Source organism: Mesorhizobium sp. M7A.F.Ca.US.008.03.1.1, assembly GCF_003997495.1.
GTDB lineage: Bacteria > Pseudomonadota > Alphaproteobacteria > Rhizobiales > Rhizobiaceae > Mesorhizobium.
In genome coordinates this window covers 216,268-236,901 of record NZ_RZRU01000008.1, presented here as the reverse complement: position 1 = coordinate 236,901, position 20,634 = coordinate 216,268, and the positions used below count along the sequence as shown (strand labels likewise).

Annotated in this window: 17 protein-coding genes; 4 read left to right on the top strand and 13 right to left on the bottom strand. The window is 62.6% G+C overall.

The window, feature by feature from the left end:
- Nucleotides 1-15: 15 nt before the first annotated feature.
- The 9 genes from tatC to EOA16_RS13810 all read right to left on the bottom strand — a co-directional run bounded on the left by tatC (nucleotide 16) and on the right by EOA16_RS13810 (nucleotide 11,196).
- Nucleotides 16-882, bottom strand: a complete 867-nt coding sequence (tatC, locus tag EOA16_RS13850; protein ID WP_127258722.1) for a twin-arginine translocase subunit TatC — start codon at nucleotides 880-882, stop codon at nucleotides 16-18.
- The gene (gene tatB, locus EOA16_RS13845; RefSeq protein WP_127258720.1) at nucleotides 879-1,511 is read right to left on the bottom strand and encodes a Sec-independent protein translocase protein TatB; all 633 of its coding nucleotides are present in this window, start codon (nucleotides 1,509-1,511) and stop codon (nucleotides 879-881) included. Before tatB ends, tatC begins: the two co-directional genes overlap by 4 nt.
- Before the next feature lie 29 nt (nucleotides 1,512-1,540).
- A complete protein-coding gene (locus tag EOA16_RS13840) occupies nucleotides 1,541-1,762 on the bottom strand; it encodes a twin-arginine translocase TatA/TatE family subunit (protein WP_013531295.1) in 222 nt (73 codons plus the stop codon).
- Nucleotides 1,763-1,931: 169 nt separating this feature from the next.
- Nucleotides 1,932-2,699: an SMC-Scp complex subunit ScpB gene (scpB, locus tag EOA16_RS13835; protein WP_127258718.1), complete on the bottom strand. Its 768-nt coding sequence runs from the start codon at nucleotides 2,697-2,699 to the stop codon at nucleotides 1,932-1,934.
- Nucleotides 2,696-3,496, bottom strand: coding sequence for a ScpA family protein (locus EOA16_RS13830; protein WP_050596706.1), 801 nt, complete (start codon nucleotides 3,494-3,496; stop codon nucleotides 2,696-2,698). The genes scpB and EOA16_RS13830 overlap by 4 nt, the downstream gene beginning before the upstream one ends.
- Nucleotides 3,497-3,558: 62 nt before the next feature.
- Nucleotides 3,559-4,578 (bottom strand): beta-N-acetylhexosaminidase, encoded by a 1,020-nt coding sequence (gene nagZ / locus EOA16_RS13825; RefSeq protein WP_127258716.1) that lies wholly within the window; start codon nucleotides 4,576-4,578, stop codon nucleotides 3,559-3,561.
- A 131-nt stretch (nucleotides 4,579-4,709) separates the two neighbouring features.
- Entirely contained in the window at nucleotides 4,710-8,045 is a 3,336-nt protein-coding gene (locus EOA16_RS13820; protein WP_127258715.1) for an SPOR domain-containing protein, read from the bottom strand.
- Between the two features lie 103 nt (nucleotides 8,046-8,148).
- Nucleotides 8,149-9,906, bottom strand: coding sequence for an arginine--tRNA ligase (argS, locus tag EOA16_RS13815; protein WP_127258713.1), 1,758 nt, complete (start codon nucleotides 9,904-9,906; stop codon nucleotides 8,149-8,151).
- A 75-nt stretch (nucleotides 9,907-9,981) separates the two neighbouring features.
- Nucleotides 9,982-11,196: a deoxyguanosinetriphosphate triphosphohydrolase gene (locus EOA16_RS13810; RefSeq protein WP_127258711.1), complete on the bottom strand. Its 1,215-nt coding sequence runs from the start codon at nucleotides 11,194-11,196 to the stop codon at nucleotides 9,982-9,984.
- A gap of 90 nt (nucleotides 11,197-11,286) precedes the next feature.
- Here EOA16_RS13810 and erpA point away from each other — a divergent pair, with 90 nt between their 5' ends.
- The 4 genes from erpA to EOA16_RS13790 all read left to right on the top strand — a co-directional run bounded on the left by erpA (nucleotide 11,287) and on the right by EOA16_RS13790 (nucleotide 13,230).
- Nucleotides 11,287-11,634, top strand: coding sequence for an iron-sulfur cluster insertion protein ErpA (gene erpA / locus EOA16_RS13805; RefSeq protein WP_013531288.1), 348 nt, complete (start codon nucleotides 11,287-11,289; stop codon nucleotides 11,632-11,634).
- Between the two features lies 1 nt (nucleotide 11,635).
- Nucleotides 11,636-12,031: a VOC family protein gene (locus EOA16_RS13800; protein WP_127258710.1), complete on the top strand. Its 396-nt coding sequence runs from the start codon at nucleotides 11,636-11,638 to the stop codon at nucleotides 12,029-12,031.
- 16 nt (nucleotides 12,032-12,047) lie between these two features.
- Nucleotides 12,048-12,842, top strand: a complete 795-nt coding sequence (gene xth / locus EOA16_RS13795; protein ID WP_127258708.1) for an exodeoxyribonuclease III — start codon at nucleotides 12,048-12,050, stop codon at nucleotides 12,840-12,842.
- Nucleotides 12,843-12,912: 70 nt separating this feature from the next.
- A complete protein-coding gene (locus EOA16_RS13790) occupies nucleotides 12,913-13,230 on the top strand; it encodes a hypothetical protein (protein ID WP_164754253.1) in 318 nt (105 codons plus the stop codon).
- Nucleotides 13,231-13,279: 49 nt separating this feature from the next.
- Here the strand turns inward: EOA16_RS13790 and EOA16_RS13785 are convergent, their stop codons facing one another.
- The 4 genes from EOA16_RS13785 to EOA16_RS13770 form a co-directional block, all read right to left on the bottom strand.
- Complete coding sequence (locus EOA16_RS13785) at nucleotides 13,280-14,119, bottom strand: tetratricopeptide repeat protein (RefSeq protein WP_127258704.1); 840 nt, start codon at nucleotides 14,117-14,119, stop codon at nucleotides 13,280-13,282.
- On the bottom strand, nucleotides 14,106-15,830 hold the full coding sequence (gene ilvD / locus EOA16_RS13780) for a dihydroxy-acid dehydratase (RefSeq protein WP_127258702.1): 1,725 nt from the start codon (nucleotides 15,828-15,830) through the stop codon (nucleotides 14,106-14,108). The genes EOA16_RS13785 and ilvD overlap by 14 nt, the downstream gene beginning before the upstream one ends.
- 305 nt (nucleotides 15,831-16,135) lie before the next feature.
- Nucleotides 16,136-17,386, bottom strand: a complete 1,251-nt coding sequence (locus EOA16_RS13775) for an OmpP1/FadL family transporter (protein ID WP_127258700.1) — start codon at nucleotides 17,384-17,386, stop codon at nucleotides 16,136-16,138.
- Between the two features lie 357 nt (nucleotides 17,387-17,743).
- Nucleotides 17,744-20,527, bottom strand: coding sequence for a valine--tRNA ligase (locus EOA16_RS13770; protein WP_127258698.1), 2,784 nt, complete (start codon nucleotides 20,525-20,527; stop codon nucleotides 17,744-17,746).
- Nucleotides 20,528-20,634 lie beyond the last annotated feature (107 nt).

Genomic DNA, 20,634 nt, shown 5'->3' with positions numbered 1-20,634 from the left:
GTTCCTTGGCGCAACCTATGTCGAGGACGCGTCCGCCGGCTTCTTCTCGGCGACGTCTTCCGCCGCGTCCTGCTTCTCGCGCGCCACACGCTGCTTTTCCTGATCGCGCTCGATCAGCCGGGCAGCCCAGATGGAGACCTCGTAGAGAAGGATGGTCGGAATGGCCAGGCCGATCTGGCTCATCGGATCGGGCGGTGTCAGCACGGCCGCGACGACGAAGGCGATGACGATCGCCCATTTGCGCTTCTCGGCCAGCCCCTTGGACGACAGCATGCCGACACGCGTCATCAGGCTGGTCACCACCGGAAGCTGGAACACGAGGCCGAAGGAGAAGATCAGCGTCATGATCAGGCTGAGATATTCCGACACTTTCGGCAGCAGCGAGATCTGCACCTGATCGTCGGTGCCAGCCTGCTGCATGGCGAGGAAGAACCACATCACCATCGGCGTGAAGAAGAAATAGACCAGCGACGCACCCATCAGGAACAGGATCGGCGACGCGATCAGGAACGGCAGGAAGGCGTTGCGCTCGTTCTTGTAGAGGCCGGGCGCGATGAATTTGTAAATTTGCGTGGCAATCAGCGGAAAGGCAATCACCATGCCGCCGAACATGGCGAGCTTGACCTGGGTGAAGAAGAATTCCTGCGGCGCCGTGTAGATCAGCTCGACCTTGTGCGGATCGAGCCCTGCCCACTGCGTCGCCCATTTGAACGGGACGACCAGCAGGTTGAACAGCTTCTTGGCGAAGAAGAAACAGACCAGGAAGGCAACGAAGAAGCCGCCCAGCGACCAGATCAGCCGCCTGCGCAGCTCTATCAGGTGCTCCATCAGCGGCGCCGACGATTTCTCGATCTCGTCCTTTTCGGTGTCCGAAACGCTCACTTGGCGGCTCCCGCCGTCTTCTTGGCCGCCGGCTTCTTCGCCGCTGAAAGCTTCGGTTCGGCTTTCGCCACCGTCTTGGTCGCGATCGCCTTTGCCGGCGCAGGCTTGGCTGTTTTCTTCGCCGCAGACGCCTTCGGCGCCGCAACAGGTGCCGCCAGCACTGATGACGTCACCACCGATTCGTCGGTCATTGCCGGGAAAATCGGCGCTGCTGGCGCTGCTTCCGGCCCGTTGACGCCAGGCATGGTCGTTGCACCGTTCTTCAATGGCTCGGCCGCCTGCGGGGTCGAAGCGGCAGGTGTTGCCGGATCATCCGCAGGCTTCGGCTTCATCGCCGCATCGACGCCGGAGCGAACGTCGGCCGCGGCCTGTTCGAACGGATTGAGCTGCTTCCTGATCTCGGCCATCGGGCTGAGGCCCCTGAGTTCGTCGACTGACTTCTTGACGTCGTCGAGCTCAGCTTCCTTCAGCGCCTCGTTGAACTGTTTCTGGAAGTCGGACGCCATGGCGCGCAGCTTCGCCGTCGTGCGGCCGAAGGTGCGCAGCATATTGGGCAAATCCTTGGGTCCGACGACCACGATCATGACGATCGCGATGACCAGCATTTCGGTCCAGCCGACTTCAAACATGGCACTCTGTTCCGACTAGAACCTTGGGCTCAGCTCTTGCTGGCTTTTTCCTTCGCGGCCGCAACGGTCTCGTCGGCGCGATGTTCGACGGTGCGCTTGTCTTCGGCAACATCGTCGTCGGCCATGCCCTTCTTGAAGCTCTTGATGCCCTTGGCCATGTCGCCCATCAGCTCGGGAATCTTGCCGCGGCCGAACACCAAAAGCACGATCACCAGCACGATCATCCAGTGCCAAATCGAAAATGAACCCATAGCAAATCTCTCTCGAATGTTTTCCCTGGCGATGATCTATGCGTTTTCGCGTTGGGATTCAAACACAACTGCGACAGAGTTTATGAAAGGGTGGCGGATGTCACGCATTTTCGACGCGAAGGCCCGCTACGAATCCGCGCATCCTTATCAAGTTGGCCGCCAATGCCAGTCAATCTTCCGTGACGCGGGGCGTCAGCAGGCCGAGTTCCTCGAGATCGATATCGGTCAGCGCATCCTCGTCGTCGGTCAATGCGTCGGGATCGGCCGGCGGCTGCGGAATGGAGAAATTCGACGGCATGCGGCCCGAAAGCAGTCCGGCGCCCTTCAGTTCCTCCATGCCGGGAAGATCGCGGATCTCTTCCAGCGCGAAATGGTCGAGGAAGGTCTCCGTCGTGCCGTAGGTGACCGGGCGTCCGGGCGTCTTTCGCCGACCGCGCATGCGCACCCATTCCGTTTCCAGCAGCGTGTCGAGCGTGCCTTTCGAGGTTTCGACGCCGCGGATGTCCTCGATCTCGGCCCGTGTCACCGGCTGGTGATAGGCGATGATCGCCAGCACTTCGAGGGCCGCGCGGGAGAGCTTCCTTTGCTGGACGGTATCGCGGCTCATCAGGAAAGCCAGGTCGCCGGCGGTGCGGAACGCCCAGGCGTCGCCGACACGCACCAGATTGACGCCGCGCCGCGCATAGATCTGCTGCAGCTCGGCCATGGCCAGGACGATGTTGATGCCGTCAGGGAGGCGTGCCGCAAGCTGCTTTTCGCTGACGGGTTCGGCGCTGGCGAACACGATCGCCTCGGCCATGCGCACGGCCTCGGCCAGATGCAGCCGCTCGGCCGGGTTTTGTAGCTGCTGCTCGGCCGGATCCTGGGAAAGCGACTCCTCTTCGGGTTCATCGCCGACCTTGAACGGGACAACCGAAGCGTTGGCGCGTTCGCTCATGATGCCACCTCGACTGCCTTGATTGCCTGCGTGCGGCCGCGCAGGTAGATCGGCGCGAACGTCTGATCCTGCCGCACGTCCATCGTGCCGTCGCGCACCAGCTCCAGCGTGGCCGCAAACGAGCTGGCGATCGCCGTGCGCCGCTCCTCGGGGCTGGTCATGTATGCGATTAGAAAACTTTCCAGCGCCGTCCAGTCGCTTGCAGCCCCGACCAGGCGAGTCAGGATGTCGCGCGCGTCCTTGAGCGACCAGACGCCACGCCTGGCGATCGTCACATTGTTGATCGCCTGCTTCTGCCGCTGCTGGGCATAGGCGGTCAAGAGATCGTAGAGCGAGGCCGAATAGGCGTTACGCTTTTCGACGATGACCATTTCCGGCATGCCGCGCGCGAACACGTCGCGGCCGAGCCGGTTGCGGTTGACCAGGCGCGCCGAGGCGTCGCGCATGGCTTCCAGCCGCTTCAGACGGAACTGCAGCACCGCCGCCAGTTCCTCGCCGCTTTCGCCCTCGTCGCCGGGCTGCTTGGGGATCAGGAGCTTCGACTTGAGGAAGGCCAGCCACGCCGCCATCACCAGATAGTCGGCGGCAAGCTCCAGCCTGAGCGCCCTCGCCGTCTCGACAAAGGTCAGATATTGCTCGACCAGTGCCAGGATCGAAATGCGCGCCAGATCGACCTTCTGGGTACGGGCAAGATGCAGCAGAAGATCGAGCGGACCTTCGAAGCCGGCCACGTCGACGACCAGAGACGGGTCGCCGGTGACGCGTGAATCGTCATTCTCGGCCCACAGACGGTCCATCGGTGCGGCCTTTGCGGCCTTGCTTTCCAATGTTTCCGCCACTGCCTCTCACTTTCCCTTTGCTATGCCACCGCATCGAAGAAGGTGGCGAATTCGGCACGAATTTCGGTTTCTTCAACCGTGTCACGGTTGTTTATATAGGTCAGCGCCCGCTTTGCGCGCTCCAGCGACGTGCCCTCAAGCCCGGTGGTGCGCGATGCGATGCCGGCCATCTCCTCGAAAACGCCGTTGCAGTGAAGGACCAGATCGCAGCCCGCCGCAAGGATCGAGGCCGCCTTTGTCGGGAAATCCCCAGAAAGTGCCTTCATCGAGGTGTCGTCGCTCATCAGCAGTCCGTCGAAGCCGATTTCGCGCCGGATGATCTCGTCGATGACCTTGCCGGAGGTGGTCGCCGGATTGTTGGGGTCTATCGCGCTGTAGACGACATGGGCTGTCATCGCCATCGGCAGATGGCTAAGCTCCTTGAACGGGGCGAAATCATGCCGCTGCAGATCACTGAGCGATGCATTGACCACTGGCAGTTCGAAATGCGTGTCGGCAAAGGCACGTCCATGACCCGGAATATGCTTCATGACCGGCAGCACGCCGCCCGACATCAGCCCTTCCGCGGCTGCGCGGCCGAGCTCGATCACCGGCCGCGGGTCCTTGCCATAGGCGCGCGCGCCAATGACATCGCTCGCGCCTTCGATCGGCACGTCGAGCACCGGCAGGCAATCGGCTGTGATGCCGTAGCGCAGCAGGTCGAAAGCATGCAGCCGCGCCATCAGCCAGGCCGCCCGGGCGCCGGCATCATGATCGTCGCGCCACAGCGCGCCGAGCGCGCCGCCGGCGGGATAGTTCGGCGCCAGCGGCGGTCGCAAGCGCTGCACACGGCCGCCTTCCTGATCGATGAACACCAGCGCGTCCGGACGCCCAATGCAGTCCCGCATCTCGGCGACCAGATCGCGGATCTGTTCGGTCTCGCCGATGTTGCGCGCAAACAGGATGAAGGCCCACGGGCATTCATTGCGATAGAAATTGATTTCTTCGCGGGTGAGCGATTTCCCGGCACAGCCGAGGATCATGGATTTTGATTCGGTCATGTCGGCAGTTTAGGGCTTTGTGCAATCAAAGGGAATCGTCAGGGATTTATCCAGGGCAACGCCGGATCTGCTTTCCCCATGAAAAAGCCGGCGCGGTGGACCGCGCCGGCTTTAATTGGTTGGCTCCGGCTTTAGCGCGAGACGAAGCAGTTGCCGCCGGCGGCCTTGTAGCTGGTGCACAAATTGATGGCGTCATTGCGGGACTGGGCCGGAACGCGCACGCGGTAGAACGTGCCTTTGCCGGCGATCTCGGCCTTGACGATGTTGGCGGTGCGCCCGGCAAGCACGCTGCCATAGCGGCGCTGCAGATCCTGATAGCTGGACTGGGCGCTTTCGACGGTCGGCTGCGAGGCGATCTGCATCGACCACGAGCCACCGCCGGCCGCGGTCGATGCCGGATCGATGGACGCAACCTGATCGGGCTTGACCTCGCCCACGACGTCGACCGGCTGGTCGGACGGACGCTGCGGCGCGAGCGGAACCTTTGCCGGCGTGTTGGCCGATTGGGCCTTGGCCTCGGCCTTCGGCTTGGCCACCGGCTTGAGGGCCGGCTCGTCGTCCGTCTGGGCGGCGGCAGGCGCCACGGTGCCGGTCTGGTCCGCATCGGCTTGCGCCGCCGGGGCAACATGCTGCGGCGCCGGATCGACCGGCTCGGTAGCGGCCACTTGTGGAGCGGCTGGCGCCGCCGGATCTTCACGCGGCACCAGCGAACCGTCCGACTTGACCACCATGGTCCTCACCTTGCGCGGCGCAACGGCGACGACATCGGCATTTGTGCCCTTGTCGGCATCCTGCAGCACCTGCGCGATGCGGTCCTCGGACTTGGGCGCTGGCGCCGTATTGTCGGCCGAAGCGGCGCCGGCCATCGGCGCGGCATTGCCGACATCGGTTCCAGCGGTGGCTGCATTCTGGTCCGGCGAAAGATCGATGGCGCGGGCCGGGTCCTTCGCCTGCACGTCCACCGGCTCTTCGGTGTTGGTGACCAGCTTTTCCTGGACCGGCTCGGCCGGCTTTGCGCCCCTGACAGCATCATAGACCTTGTTGTCCTGGTTGGGCACCACAGCGCCGCCCGGATTCTCCGGCTTGACCTTGATCGGCGCGTTGTCGGCCTTGACGATGACAGGCGCTTCGCTGCCGCCCTTGCCGCCAAAGGACAGCGCAAAGGCACCGAGACCGCCCGCGACCGCGACCGCACCGACAATCGCGGCGATGAACAGGCCGCGTCCGCGCGACGGCCTCGCGGCCTCACGCTCGCCGAGCCCCGGAACAGCCATAGCCTCGTCAAGTTCGGGATCGTAGTCGAGTTCGTCGACGGTGAAATCGTCGGCTTGGGAAACCGGCTGGCTCCCTGGCAGACTGTCGAGGTCGAAGCCAGAGGCGTCGGCATAACCCGTGGGCGCCGCCGCGCGGGCAGACATGTCCATCGGCCGCGCCGCATAGGTCCGCGCTTCCGGCTCATAGCCCGACTTGATCCCATCATAGCCCGACTTGGCACCGTCATAGCCTGGCTTGAGGCTGTCATAGCCCGGCTTGAAGCCCGCGGCATAGGAGTCATCATCGTAAGATGCGCCGGCCACGTTGCCTGTGGGGGCGGCAGCAACCTCCACCGCGTTCATCTCGGAGAGAAGGCTGGAGAACTCGGCATCGAGATCGTCGTAGCCAGGCGACGCCGGCTGGTCTTCCTCGAAGTGCAGCTCGGGAATATCGAGATCGTCCGCCAGCGCCACGACACGCTCGGGCACATCGACCGTCTCGACATCGGGCATGTCTTCGTAACGCTCCGGCTGGCGCGATTGCGGCGCCGATACTGGGGCAGCGGGAGCCACGGCCTCGACAGGCTCGGACGAACGATAGGACGTCATGGCGGCGACGGCCGGCGCTGCGGCCATGGATGCCATCGAAGCGGCCGGCTGAGCGCTAAACGCAGGTTGTGCGCTGAATGACGGCTGCTGCGGAACCGGCGTCACGCGGCTCCACGAACGCGTCGGCTCTGTCGGTTGGGAACGCTCCGCAAGCCAATCGAGAGAATCCGCCGAATCGTCCCGGGGAGCGGCTTCGTCACGCGGATCAAGACCCTGGGCCAAAGCCGCGTCCAACGCATCATCGTCGAAATCGACATCGCCAATGGTGTCCGAATTCGGATCTTGGAGTTCATCAAGCATAAGATCGTCAATATCCGCGTCGGCCGCTTGCGCCGTGCCAACACGTCGATTCTGCTCAGGCGTGGATTCGTCAAGATCCCAGTCGAGGTCGCCGACAAGGTCGGCCGGTTCCTCAGCGGGCTCGGCAACAGGCGGCAAGGCAGCGACAGCCGGCTGAGCCGTGACAGGCTCGCTGGCCACCGGCGCCGTGCGGGAAGTCATGGCACCCAGCAGCGCATTCAACTCGTCTTCCAGGCTCCGTTCGTCCGCGATCGAGGCGTGCACCGCCGGCTCCGGCTGGACCGTAGCGGCAGCAACCTCGGCGATCGGCTCTTCGGCCGTCTCGGCAAGCGCGTCGTCCAAATTCAGGTCGAAAGCATCGTCCGACAGGCCTTCAGGGTTGGAAATCTCGCCTGTTGAGTCCGCAGCATCGGCAAGCACTTCATGCGCTTCCGGCTCGTCGAAGGCGGTCGGCTCATCCGCGCGAACGTCGAAATCCATATCGACATCGGCCATGCCATCGTCGAAATGGCCGGCAAAGCTCTCGTCGGAGATTGCCTTGCCGTCAAGCGCCGCCGCCCGCTCCGGCATGTCATGCTCGACGGGATCGGCCGCCATGAATGACTGTTCCGCCGCCGAATGGTCGTCGAGCATCAGCTCGTCTTCAAGCGACACTGCCACCGCATCGTCGAATTCGTCATCGGAGGCAACTGGCTCGACAGAAGCGGGCGTGTCGGCAACGGCGTACTGGGCTTCTTCGGTTCCCTCATCGATCCGAAGGTCCTGGTCGAGCGAGGCGGCAAGCTCGTCCGCCATCGACTGATCGTCCTCGAAGGGGGACACGTCCTCAAGCGAACCGGCGACGGCATCACTGAAATCAGACGCGAAAGCCGGCTCGACGGACGGCGCGGCTTCAGTTGCGACCGCATGGCTGGCGCCGGCGACGTGGTCGTCGATCTCAGCCATGTCCAGTTGGAAATCGTCGTCGAGCGACACCGAAAGCTCATCGTCCATCCCGCTGGCGTCAGCCGCTTCGAATGCCGGCTCATGCACGAAGCTCGGCTCATGAGTCTGCTGAGTCTGCACAACCGGAGCGGCGTCGCTGTCGTCAGCGCCGAACTCGCCCATCATTTCTTTCTCGAGATCGATATCGAAATCGCCCTCTTCGAGCCCGTGACCGGCGGCTGGGGCCTGCGGCTGGGCGGGCGACTGCGGCCTGACCGGCTGGCGCGGGTCGAATCCCATGATCCTGGTCAGTTCCGCGAACGGATCATCGTCAGCGATGTCGTTGTTGTCGGCTACTCTCAGGTGGGTTCTGTCTGCCATTATTGTTCCCGAACTCGCACTCATTCGGACGCCATGGACGTCGCGTAGGGTTGGCCCTTACCAGCGCAATGTGGGCAAAAGGTGACAGGTTATTTAGTCAAACCTAACGCATTTCGGTGGGCGCGGCGGCTCCGATCAACGTCAGGCCGGACGTCACAACGTCCGAAACAGCCTGCACCAGCCCTAGTCTGGCATGCGTCAATTGTCGGTCGTTAACCTTAACAAAACGTAAGTCCGGATTATCCGTGCCACGGTTCCAGTGTCCGTGGAAGCTGGAAGCCAGATCATAGAGGTAGAATGCCAGCCTGTGCGGCTCGAGCGCAAGGGCGGCGGACTCGATGAGACGCGGGTACTCGGCAAGCTTGCGGATCAGGCCGATCTCGCCCTCGTCGGTCAGCAATGCCGCCGCCGAGGCCAGGCTGTTGCGGTCGAAATTGGCTTCGCCCAGTTGCTCGCTCGCCTGCCGGAACACCGAATGGCAGCGCGCAGAAGCGTACTGCACATAGAACACCGGGTTGTCCTTGGACTGCTCGGTCACCTTGGCGAAATCGAAATCCAGCGGCGCATCGTTCTTGCGATAGAGCATCATGAAGCGGATCGCGTCGCGGCCCACCTCCTCCACCACTTCGCGCAACGTCACGAAATCGCCCGACCGCTTCGACATGCGCACCGGTTCGCCCTCGCGAAACAGCTTGACCAGATTGCACAGCAGGACAGTGAGCTTCACCTCGTCGCCGGCAATCGCCCGCGCCAGGGCTTCCAGCCGTTTGACATAGCCGCCATGGTCGGCGCCGAGCACATAGATCAGGTCGACGAAGCCGCGATCGACCTTGTCCTTGAGATAAGCGACGTCGGCGGCGAAATAGGTGAACGAACCATCGGACTTGACCAGCGCCCGGTCCATGTCGTCGCCCACCGCGGTCGAGCGGAACAGCGTCTGCTCGCGGTCCTCCCAATCGTCAGGTTTTTCGCCCTTGGGCGGCGGCAGCTTGCCCTTGTAGATATGGCCCTTCAGCGTCAGATCGTTGATCGCGGAGCGGATCTTCCTGGCATTGTCGGCGTGCAGCGTGCGCTCGGAGAAGAACACGTTGTGATGCACGTTGAGCATCGCCAGGTCCTCGCGGATCATCGCCATCATCGCATCGATGGTGCGGTCCTTGACGATGGCGAGCGCCTCGTCATCGGGCATCTGCAGAAGCGAGCGGCCGAATTCCTGGACCAGCGCCTGGCCGACTGGCACCAGGTAATCGCCGGGATAGAGACCGGCGGGTATTTCACCGATATCGTCGCCCAGCGCTTCGCGGTAACGCAGGAATGCGGAACGGCCGAGCACGTCGATCTGCGAGCCGGCGTCGTTGATGACATATTCCTTGGTCACGTCGTAACCGGCGAAGGCCATCAGATTGGCGAGCGCGTCGCCGACGACAGCACCCCGGCAATGGCCGACATGCATCGGCCCGGTCGGATTGGCCGAGACATATTCGACATTGGTCTTCCTGCCGCCGCCAACTGTCGAGCGGCCATAGCTGCGGCCCTCGCCGAGCAGTGCGGTCAGATGTGCCTGCCAGAAGCCGTCCTTCAGCCTGAGATTGACGAAACCGGGGCCGGCCACCTCTGTTGCCGCGACATCCTTGTCGTCGCGCAGCGCCTGCGCCAGCCTTTCGGCCAGCGCGCGCGGGTTCTGGCCGGTCGGCTTGGCCAGCACCATCGCCGCATTGGTCGCCAGGTCACCATGGCTGGCGTCGCGCGGCGGCTCGACGGCAATGCGGGAAAGGTCAGGCGAAACGCCATCTTTGTCTTTCAGATCAAGCGCTTCGACGGCTTTTATGATTCGCGCGGTGAAATCGGCGAAGATGTTCATTTGTGTGACTCTGAGGTCTGGCTCTTGCGGCTTTGCAGCGAATCCGGCTCGTTGGCCGGCAAAATCGAGCCCGCCCTAGCCCAATTCAGGCGTATGGTCAAACAAACGCCGGTGCTCCTTGAGCGCGTAGGTGTCGGTCATACCCGCCAGGAAGTCGGCGACGCTGCGCGCCTTGATGCGATCATCGGCCCGATCCAGCCCCTCGCGCCAGCCATCCGGCATGGCGCGCGGATCGGCGAAATAGGCGTCGAACAGATCCTTGACGATCTGCTCGGCATCCGCGCGCACCCGCATAACCTCCGCGTGCCGATAAAGATGCTTGTACAGAAAGGCCTTCAGTTCTTTCTCCAAGGCAGCCATTTCGGCCGAGAAAACCACCATCGTCTCGCCAGCTGCCCTCACCGCATCGGCGCTCCGCGGCCTGATGCGATCGAGATTGGCGGTCGTCGACTTGATCACGTCCTCGACCATGGCGGTGATCTGCCGCCGCATCAGCTCGTGGCCGGTGCGCACGGCATCGAGGGAGGGATAGCGTGCACGAACGCCTTTCAGGATGGTTCCCGGCAGCAAAACCGTCTCCAGCATGTCCAGCGTCAGCAGCCCTGCCCTCAAGCCGTCGTCGATGTCATGCGTGTTGTAGGCGATATCGTCGGCGATCGCCGCGCACTGCGCCTCGATGCCGGCGAACCGGTCGAGTTCGAGATCGTGCAGTTCGGAATAATCACGGATCGCCTGTGGCACCGGCCCTTTCAGACCCTTACCGTTGGCATCCGTCAGCGGCCCATTGTGCTTGACCAGGCCTTCCAGCGTTTCCCAGGTCAGGTTCAGCCCGTCGAATTCGGCGTAGCGCGCCTCCAGCCTTGTCACGATGCGCAGCGATTGTGCGTTGTGGTCGAAACCGCCCCAGGTGGCCATCTTCTCGTTCAGCGCGTCCTCGCCGGTGTGGCCGAAGGGCGTGTGGCCGAAATCATGCACCAGCGCCACCGCCTCGGCCAGATCCTCGTCGCCGCGCAGCGCACGTGCCAGGGCGCGCGCAATCTGCGCCACTTCGATCGAATGGGTAAGGCGGGTGCGGTAGTGATCGCCTTCATGGGCGATGAAGACCTGCGTCTTGTGCTTCAGCCGGCGGAAGGCCGTCGAATGGATGATGCGGTCACGGTCACGCTGGAATGGCGTGCGGGTCGGGCTTTCCACCTCGTCGAACAGCCGTCCGCGCGAGTTTGCCGGATCGCAGGCATAGGCGGCGCGTGGCCGATAGCCGAATCCGATGTCGCCCAACTCATTGGTCATGGCTGCTGCTGCCGCGTTTGACTTAGCCAGGTTGACTTGGCCCCTCGCGCTTCATACCTATCATGTGAAACCGAAAGCAAGGTGACGCCCATGGGCGCTGATGCCAAGACTGCCATGAAAGTCGATATGACCGAGGCCGCCGCCAAGCGGATCGCTAGGATTGTCTCGAACGAGGCCGGCAAGACGGCGCTGCGCGTTTCGGTCGAAGGCGGCGGCTGCTCGGGCTTCTCCTACAAGTTCGATCTGGTCGATACGCGCAACGACGACGACGTCGCCATCGAGAAGGACGGTGCCACGGTGCTGATCGACGATCTGTCGCTGGTCTATATGGGCGGCTCAGTGATCGATTTCGTCGACGATCTGATGGGTCAGTCGTTCCAGATCCGCAATCCGAACGCCGTCGCCTCCTGCGGCTGCGGCACGAGTTTCTCCATATAGAATGCCTGTTATCGGCGCGGTCCGTCAGATCGCGCTGTCGGCTGGCCGTGACCTCGACGTGACGCTGGCTTTCTGGCGCGACGTACTCGGCATGGCCGTCCATGCACGCTTCGATCCGCCGGGCATCGCCTTCATCATGGCTGGAGAAATCAGGCTGCTGTTCACCGACGGCGTACCGGCCGGAACCGTCTATCTCGACATATCGGGCCTCGATGACTTCCATGCTTCGGCGGTCGCGGCAGGCGTGCCCTTCACCGCGCCACCGACGCTTGTCCATCGCGACACGGAGGGCCAGTTCGGTCCAGCGGGAGAAAGCGAGTGGATGGCCTTCCTAAAGGACCCCGCTGGCAATACGATCGGTCTGGTCGAACGCCATCCGCCGCCAGAACCCAGCTAACAGCATCGAGACCGACATGAAAATCGTCACCTGGAACATCAACGGTGTCCGCGCCCGCATCGGCAACCTCACCCATTGGCTGACGGAGAGCGCGCCCGACATCGTCTGCCTGCAGGAGATCAAGTCGGTCGACGAGCAATTCCCGCGCGCCGAGATCGAGGCGCTTGGCTACAATGTCGAAACCCACGGCCAAAAGGGTTTCAACGGCGTCGCCCTGCTGTCGAAGCTGCGCTTCGACGAGGTGATCAGGGGCCTGCCCGGCGACGATGCCGATGAACAGGCGCGTTTCATCGAAGGCGTTTTCTCAACCGACAAGGGCGCCTTGCGCGTCGCCTCGCTCTATCTGCCGAACGGCAATCCCATCGATGACGAGAAGAAGTTTCCTTACAAGCTGTCCTGGATGGCGCGGCTCGAGCGCTGGGCCGAAGAGCGGCTGAGACTGGAGGAGGCTCTGGTGCTCGCCGGCGACTACAACGTCATTCCCGAGCCGATCGACGCGCGATTTCCGGAGAACTGGCTGGGCGACGCCCTGTTCCAGCCGCAGACGCGACAATCCTTCCGGAGGCTGCTCAACCTTGGTTTCACCGAGGCGGTGCGCGCGGTCACCGACGCGCCCGACACCTACACATTCTGGGACTATCAGGCCGGCGCCTGGCAGAAGAACAACGGCATCCGCATCGACCATCTGCTTTTGTCGCCGGAAGCCGCCAACCGGTTCTCATCGGCCTCGATCGAAAAGCATGTGCGTGCCTGGGAAAAGCCGTCCGATCACGTCCCGGTGGCGATCGATCTCGCGCTTCAGCCGGCCTGAGAGAACCCTCGCCGGGCACGTCTGCGCTGGACCTCATATAGCCACATTCCGGCGCTTGATGGGGATCAGCATGGCGGCAGGGGTTCCCATGACCATTCGATTTTCTCTTTGTCCGATCGGCCTGGCATTTGCCGTGGCCGCTCCTGCGGCGGCACTTGCCGACCAGGAATGCCTGGCCAACGGAAAATCCTACCAGCTTGGCCAGGTCGCCTGCCTGACGGTTGCCGACCGGAGCCATCTGGCCCGCTGCGACATGGTGCTCAACAACACCTCGTGGACGAAGATCGGGGATAGCTGCCCGGAAAACACGCTGGCGCCACACCCCCATGTCACGCCGATCTCGACGCCGGTGCCCAGCATGGTGCCGACAGAGCCGATCGAGAACTGATCACGATCGAAAATCGAGTGCTGCTGGTGAAGCTGACGCGGCCGCGAGACTACTGATCCGCGTTGTTGCCCTTGGTGAGGATATCATCGGCCAGCGAGATGGCGGTGCGTCGGTCGGCCTCGCCGGCGGTGGCAAATGCCTCTTCCTGCATGCCGCGGATCCAGGGCCGGTCAGCCGGCGGAGCGCGTTCGAGCGCTGCCGTCATCATCGCCAGGCCGCGAACGATCTTGCCGCTCTGGAACAACAGATGGCCCAGTGTCGCCTGTGCACCGGCATGGCCTTTCTCGGCGGCGAGTTGGAACCAGCGCCCGGCCTGCTTGACGCTGGCCTTCACGCCGCCCTCGCCCTTCAGGAACATCTGCCCCATCTCGAACTGCGCGTTCGGGTTGCGGTAGTTGGCGGCGGCGCGCATGTAATACTCCTGGGCCGCCACCTCGTTCTCGGTGACCGGGCTGCCGGGAATGCCCGTGCGCAAATAGTCGCCAAGCGCCACCAGCGCGTCGGAGACATAGCTTTCCTCAGGCGAGCCGGGCTCGACATCCTGGTCGACGATCTCGGAGAAGAACTTGAACGCCTCGTAGTCGTCGCGCGCCACGCCGTCGCCCTCGGCATACATGCGGGCAAGCTTCCAGGTGGCGCCGATCTGGCCGTTTTCGGCGGCGTATTTGTAGGCCTCGGCGGCCTGTTCCTTGTGGCCGTTCTTGTAGGCGGAGAAGCCGAACTGGAACACCGCCCAGGGGCTCGATTGCGGCTTCACCCCGGTCTTGTCGTCGAACACCTTGTCGTCGAAGGCCATGGCCTGGCCCACGGCGCCAAAGGTCGCGCCAAACGTGGCGGCTACGACCAGTGCCGAAAAGACAGACGACCTCAACAACTCAGATGTCCGCATAACAGTGTGTTTCTTTCGCACCGCCTGGATGGGTCACCGCGCCATCGCGCGCCGGCCCTACCGTCTGTGCATATTTCCATATCGCGCCCGACTGATAATCGGTCGCGCGCGCCTTCCATGTCTTTGCCCTCGCCGCCAGTTCGCTATCGGACAACGCCACGTCGATCGTGCCGTTCACCGCGTCGATCGAGATCACGTCACCATCCCTGAGCAGTCCGATCGGGCCGCCCACGGCCGCTTCGGGGCCGACATGGCCGATGCAGAAACCGCGTGTCGCACCCGAGAAGCGCCCGTCGGTGATCAGCGCCACCTTGCCGCCCATGCCCTGACCGTAAAGCGCTGCCGTCGTCGACAGCATCTCGCGCATGCCGGGGCCGCCGCGCGGTCCTTCGTAGCGAATGACGAGAACCTCGCCTTCCTTGTAGTTGCGATGCGTCACCGCCTCGAAACATTCCTCTTCCGAATCGAAGCAGCGTGCCGGGCCGGAGAACTTCAACTCCGCCATGCCCGCGACCTTCACGATCGCGCCTTCGGGGGCAAGGTTTCCCTTCAAGCCCACGACACCGCCGGTTTGGGTAATGGGTGTGTTGGCCGGGCGGACCACATCCTGATGCTCATTCCAGACAACGTGCTGCATGTTTTCGGCCAAAGTGCGGCCAGTCACGGTCATGCAGTCGCCATGCAGATAGCCGTGGTCGAGCAGCGTCTTCATCAGCAGCGGAATGCCGCCGGCCTCGAACATGTCCTTGGCGACATATTTGCCGCCCGGCTTGAGGTCGGCGATGTAAGGCGTCTTCTCGAATATCTTGGCCACGTCGAACAGGTCGAACTTGATGCCGGCCTCATGGGCGATCGCCGGCAGATGTAGTGCCGCGTTGGTCGAACCGCCGGTGGCCGAGACCACGGTCGCCGCATTCTCCAGCGCCTTCAGCGTGACGATGTCGCGCGGCCGGATATTTTTCGCAATCAGTTCCATGATCTTTTCGCCCGAGGCGAAATTGAACCGGTCGCGCATTTCATAGGGTGCCGGGGCGCCGCAGGAATAGGGCAGCGCCAGGCCGATCGCCTCGGCAACGGTGGCCATGGTGTTGGCGGTGAATTGGGCGCCGCAGGAGCCGGCCGACGGGCAGGCCGCCTGCTCGATTTCGAGAAGTTCGGCATCATCGATGGTGCCTACCGAGTGCTGGCCAACCGCCTCGAACACATCCTGCACGGTGATCTGGCGACCGCGATGGCTGCCGGGCAGGATCGAACCGCCATAGATGAAGATCGACGGCACGTTGAGCCGCACCATGGCCATCATCATGCCGGGCAGCGACTTGTCGCAACCGGCCAGCCCGACCAGCGCATCGTAGCAATGGCCGCGCATGGTGAGTTCGACCGAATCGGCGATGACCTCGCGCGACACCAGCGACGACTTCATGCCCTGGTGACCCATGGCGATGCCATCGGTGACGGTGATGGTGCAGAATTCGCGCGGCGTGCCGCTGGCGGCAGCGACGCCCTTCTTGACCACCTGTGCCTGGCGCATCAGCGAGATGTTGCAGGGCGCCGCCTCGTTCCAGCAGGAGGCGACCCCGACCAGCGGCTGCGCAATCTCGGCCGCCGACAAACCCATCGCATAGAGATAAGAACGATGCGGCGCACGCGCCGGACCGACGGTCACATGGCGACTGGGGAGCTTAGCCTTGGAGATGACTTTGGCGTCCATACTCTTCCTTGCCCCATCTTCCCTGCAAATGGGGCGGAGCGGCCTGCCCCTCGCCGAGCCTTTTGGCGCGTGTCCCGAGACAAGATCGAGGTGCGCCGGGTTTATGGCGGGAAATGGGCAATTTCCTCAGCCCGGCTTCCAGCGCAGGGGTTGTTCAGAAAGTGTTGCCAAAACGTCACAATAGCACGAGGTGGCCCCAGTGCGGCTTATATGCAACGCAGCTTGGATACCGTAAGCACCGGGAATACGCACTCAAACGAAAAAGGCCGGGCAATGCCCGGCCTTTTGTTATAATTTTCAAAGACTTAAAACTTGATCTTGATACCACCCGAAATTGCCGTGACCAGATCGTTGCCGAAGTCATAGCTGACTTCATTGCCGGCGATATAGCCTTTCTCGCCAATCACCGTCCCTGAGTGGCCACTGGTCAGCACACCGACCGCACCCGCCAGACGAACCTCAATGTTTGGCTTGGGTGTGAAGGCGACGCCGCCGCCCAATGTCCAGGTATCGGTCTGCGAGCCATAGCCATGCGAAGTGCCGCGATCCCAGGAAAGCTGGCCGGCGGCGCTCCACTGATCGTTGAACTTGTGGCCGATGCCGCCGGTAACGGTCCAACCGTCACGATACATCAAGTCGAGCGAAGTGACCTGAGCTGAACCAGAACCAGCACCGCCTGTAAAGCAAGCCGCGGCGGGAGTACCTACGACACAAATCGGAACACTCTGCAGCAGGCTCCAATTGACCCACTTGAGCGAACCAAAGGCAAGCCAGCCAGGCGCAATGCCTGACTGCAATTTCAATTCGACCGTATCCGGCATATATTCCGTCGCGCCATAGATCGGCAGCACCACGCTGCCAACATGCGTCAAATCCAGCGTGCCGGAGATGTTGTCGAGCTTGACCCGCGAATTGTAGACGAGACTCGCGCGCAGCGCGATCTCGGGGATTTCATAGGCGAGGCCGGCGCGCCAGCCCCAGCCGGTGCCTTTGAGATCCACCCGACCGGTTCCCTGGAAATCCGGCACCAGCGGCGATATCAGGTCTTGCTTGAAGCCATAGACTTCCTGGTAGTAGACGCCGCCGATGAAGCGAACCTGGCCTTTGCCGGCGTCCATCTTGTAGGAGCAGGTTGTGGCGTAGTTGTTGCTTTTGATGTCGGTTTCCATGTTGGACTGGGCACCGGCCCAAAGACCCGGATTTGTGTGCGCACCCCAAGGCTGGGAATAGTCGAACATACAGTCGACACCTTGGACGATCTGGGCCTTGACGCCGATCCGCGGCACCCAATAGCTCTCGCTGTCCTTCGCCGTGCTGCCCAGTGGAGTCAAATTGCCGTCGAGCGGGTTGGTGTCCACCGCATTCTTGAGCTTGCGTTGCGGCATCACATAGGTCGATTCCGCTTCGGTGGCGAACGGCGCCGGATCGAACAGAAGGTCGATGTCGTAGCCGCCGCGCTCGATGCCGCCGGCATGTGCCGCGTTCATCGCCGTCCCGATCAAAGCCAGCGAAAAGCACCCCGCCCCCAGCAGCGCTTTCAGTCGCAGAATAGTCATGAAATGTCCTCCCCGAATTCGAGTGCATCAAGCTAGAACCAATTCAGGTTAACGGTGCAACAACGAATTCAAGGACGTACATGTACACATTCGCCAGGCGCATTTTCGAGGAAATGCAACGGTATGCGGCAAGGTCGAAAAACGGTCCATGATGGCGGATCCGCTATCAAAAACAGAGCAAACCCGTCCAAAAAGGTTCGAAAACAGCGTTTTTTAAGCTCCGGGAGCCCCATTGTTACATTATGGCAACAATGGGGCTAAAACTTCCGTTTACGTCAACATTAACGCAGCGGAATGCTGATTTTCAAGGCGGAAAACCAGCAATTTAGAGAGGGCTAAAGTCTCGCGAATCTACCCTCAGCCGGCGTCGCGAACCCTGACCAACGCGACCGACAGCTTGTCCTGCGCATCGCGGTATTCGGCGAGCTTTTCACGCTCGGCATCGACGATCTCGGCCGGCGCGCTGGCGACGAACCTTTCGTTCGACAGCTTCTTGTGCAGGCGCGCGATCTCTTCGGTCACCTTGGCCAGCTCCTTCTGCAGCCGTGCAGCCTCGGCGGCGAGGTCGATCAGGCTGCCAAGCGGCAGGCAGATCGTCGCCTCGTTGAGCACGATCTGCGCCGAACCCTTGGGCGCGACATCGGCAAGCGAGATGTCGCCGACCCGCGCCAGCCGCTTGATCGCCGAATCCTCGCGAACGAGGCGCTCGCGTGTCACATCGTTGGCGCCCACCACGACGAGCGGTGCAATGGCTGCCGGCGGCACGTTCATCTCCGAACGCACCGAGCGGATGCCGGAGACGAGGTCGACCAGCCAATTGATGTCTGCTGCGGCCTCGGCGTCTTCGAAATCCGGCGACGGCCACGCGGCATGGCACAGCAGCGAAGGGCGTTGCTTGCCTTCGCCAGCGGTCTGCGCCCACAGTTCCTCGGTCATGAACGGCATCATCGGATGCAGCAGCTTGTAGATCTCGTCGAGCACGAAGGCGACGCAGGCTCGGCTTTCGGCCTTGGCCGCCTCGTCGGTGCCCATGAACACCGGCTTCAGCAGTTCCAGGTACCAGTCGCAGAACAGGTTCCAGACGAAGCGGTAGGCAGCGCCCGCCGCCTCGTTGAAGCGGTATGAGGTAATGCCGTCGGTGATCTCGCGCGCCGCCCGTGTCAGCTCGGTGAGGATCCAGCGGTTGACCGCCAGCTTGGCGTCGTTCAGCCAGAAATCATCATTGCGCGCCACCTCGTTCATCTCGGCAAAGCGCGTGGCGTTCCACAGCTTGGTGCCGAAATTGCGATAGCCGGCGATGCGCGCCGGGTCGAGCTTCACGTCGCGGCCCTGCGCCGCCATCACCGTCAGCGTGAAGCGCAGTGCATCGGCCCCGTATTCGTCGATGAGATCGAGCGGATCGATGACGTTGCCTTTCGACTTCGACATCTTCTGCCCGTTCTTGTCACGCACCAGCGCATGGACATAGACGGTGTGGAACGGCTCCTCGTCCATGAAGTGCAGGCCCATCATCATCATGCGGGCGACCCAAAAGAAGATGATGTCGAAGCCGGTCACCAGCACGTCGGTCTGGTAATAGGTCTTCAGCTCGGGCGTCTCATCCGGCCAACCCAGCGTCGAGAACGGCCACAGCGCCGACGAGAACCAGGTGTCCAGCACGTCCTCGTCACGGGTCAGGATCTCGCCCGGCTTGAAGTTCTCCAGCTTGTCCTCGACCCAGGCCTTCCACGGTCCTTCCAGCGCCAGATAGAATTCGATCGCAGCGCTCAGCGCCTCTTCCTCGGTCTTCTCGACGAAGACGCGCCCGTCCGGCCCGTACCAGGCCGGAATCTGATGACCCCACCAGAGCTGGCGCGAGATGCACCAGGGCTGGATGTTCTCCATCCAGTCGAAATAGGTCTTTTCCCAGTTCTTCGGCACGAAGTTCGTGCGTCCTTCGCGCACTGAAGCGATTGCCGGCTTGGCCAGTTCCGCCGCATTGGCATACCATTGCTCGGTCAGGAACGGCTCGATCGGCACGCCTCCGCGATCGCCATGCGGCACGGCGTGGCGATGCGGCTCGACCTTTTCGAGGAAGCCGCCCTCTTCCATCAACTCGACGATCTTCTTGCGCGCGACGAAGCGATCGAGGCCGTCGAGCTCGTCCCAGACAAGCTGGCGCTCCGGCGTCACCTCGATGCCGGCAAGGAAATCCTCATTATCCCTGAGGCTTACTGCCGCCTCCGTGGTCAGGATATTGATCGCCGGCAGCTTGTGGCGCTTGCCGACCTCGAAGTCGTTGAAATCGTGCGCCGGCGTGATCTTGACCGCGCCCGAACCCTTTTCCGGATCGGAATACTCGTCCGCCACCACGGGAATCCTGCGGCCAACGATCGGCAGGACGATGTTCTTGCCGACCAGATGCCGGAAGCGCTCGTCGTCGGGGTGCACGGCGACGGCGGTATCGCCCAGCATCGTCTCGGGACGAGTCGTCGCCACGGTGATGAAGGTTTTCGGGTTCTCCGGGTCGAAGGTTTCGCCCTCGATGGGATAGCGGAAGTGCCAGAGATTGCCGTTGACCTCCTGCTGCTCGACCTCGAGATCGGAGATCGCGGTGAGCAGCTTGGGGTCCCAGTTCACAAGGCGCTTGTCCTTGTAGATCAGCCCTTCCTTGTAGAGCGTGACGAACACTTCGAGCACGGCCTTGGACAGGCCTTCGTCCATGGTGAAGCGTTCGCGTGACCAGTCGGCCGAGGCGCCGAGCCGCTTCAACTGGTTGAAGATCGCGCCGCCGGATTCGGCCTTCCACTCCCACACTTTCTCGATGAACTGTTCGCGGGTCAGGTCGCGGCGATGGATCTGCTTTTCCATCAGCTGCCGCTCGACCACCATCTGCGTGGCAATACCGGCATGGTCCATGCCCGGCTGCCACAGGACATTCTTGCCGCGCATGCGCTCGAAGCGCACCAATATATCCTGCAGCGTGTTGTTGAGCGCGTGGCCCATATGCAGCGAGCCGGTGACATTCGGCGGCGGGATGACGATCGCGAAGGCTTCCGCCCCCTCCTCGGCCCCGGCACCGGCGCGAAACGCGTCGGCCTCTTCCCAGACTTTGGCGATCTTCGGCTCGACGGTTTTGGCGTCGTAGGTCTTTTCAAGCATGGGAAAATGGTCCGCGCTGTCGGGAGTTTTGCTGGTCCGGTGTAAATCGGAAGGTTTTGGCCAAGTCAACCGCAAGGGCTGTCTCGGACCCTCACAACCAGATAGGC

Bases quoted from the DNA above. Each gene is read 5' to 3' on its own strand.
- ilvD (WP_127258702.1), bottom strand. From the start codon at position 15,830: ATGGACGCCAAAGTCATCTCCAAGGCTAAGCTCCCCAGTCGCCATGTG.
- EOA16_RS13810 (WP_127258711.1), bottom strand. From the start codon at position 11,196: ATGACCAATGAGTTGGGCGACATCGGATTCGGCTATCGGCCACGCGCC.
- EOA16_RS13830 (WP_050596706.1), bottom strand. From the start codon at position 3,496: ATGGACCGTCTGTGGGCCGAGAATGACGATTCACGCGTCACCGGCGAC.
- xth (WP_127258708.1), top strand. From the start codon at position 12,048: ATGAAAATCGTCACCTGGAACATCAACGGTGTCCGCGCCCGCATCGGC.
- nagZ (WP_127258716.1), bottom strand. From the start codon at position 4,578: ATGACCGAATCAAAATCCATGATCCTCGGCTGTGCCGGGAAATCGCTC.
- tatB (WP_127258720.1), bottom strand. From the start codon at position 1,511: ATGTTTGAAGTCGGCTGGACCGAAATGCTGGTCATCGCGATCGTCATG.
- EOA16_RS13820 (WP_127258715.1), bottom strand. From the start codon at position 8,045: ATGGCAGACAGAACCCACCTGAGAGTAGCCGACAACAACGACATCGCT.
- EOA16_RS13785 (WP_127258704.1), bottom strand. From the start codon at position 14,119: ATGCGGACATCTGAGTTGTTGAGGTCGTCTGTCTTTTCGGCACTGGTC.
- EOA16_RS13840 (WP_013531295.1), bottom strand. From the start codon at position 1,762: ATGGGTTCATTTTCGATTTGGCACTGGATGATCGTGCTGGTGATCGTG.
- scpB (WP_127258718.1), bottom strand. From the start codon at position 2,699: ATGAGCGAACGCGCCAACGCTTCGGTTGTCCCGTTCAAGGTCGGCGAT.
- argS (WP_127258713.1), bottom strand. From the start codon at position 9,906: ATGAACATCTTCGCCGATTTCACCGCGCGAATCATAAAAGCCGTCGAA.
- erpA (WP_013531288.1), top strand. From the start codon at position 11,287: ATGGGCGCTGATGCCAAGACTGCCATGAAAGTCGATATGACCGAGGCC.
- EOA16_RS13790 (WP_164754253.1), top strand. From the start codon at position 12,913: ATGGCGGCAGGGGTTCCCATGACCATTCGATTTTCTCTTTGTCCGATC.
- EOA16_RS13770 (WP_127258698.1), bottom strand. From the start codon at position 20,527: ATGCTTGAAAAGACCTACGACGCCAAAACCGTCGAGCCGAAGATCGCC.
- EOA16_RS13800 (WP_127258710.1), top strand. From the start codon at position 11,636: ATGCCTGTTATCGGCGCGGTCCGTCAGATCGCGCTGTCGGCTGGCCGT.
- EOA16_RS13775 (WP_127258700.1), bottom strand. From the start codon at position 17,386: ATGACTATTCTGCGACTGAAAGCGCTGCTGGGGGCGGGGTGCTTTTCG.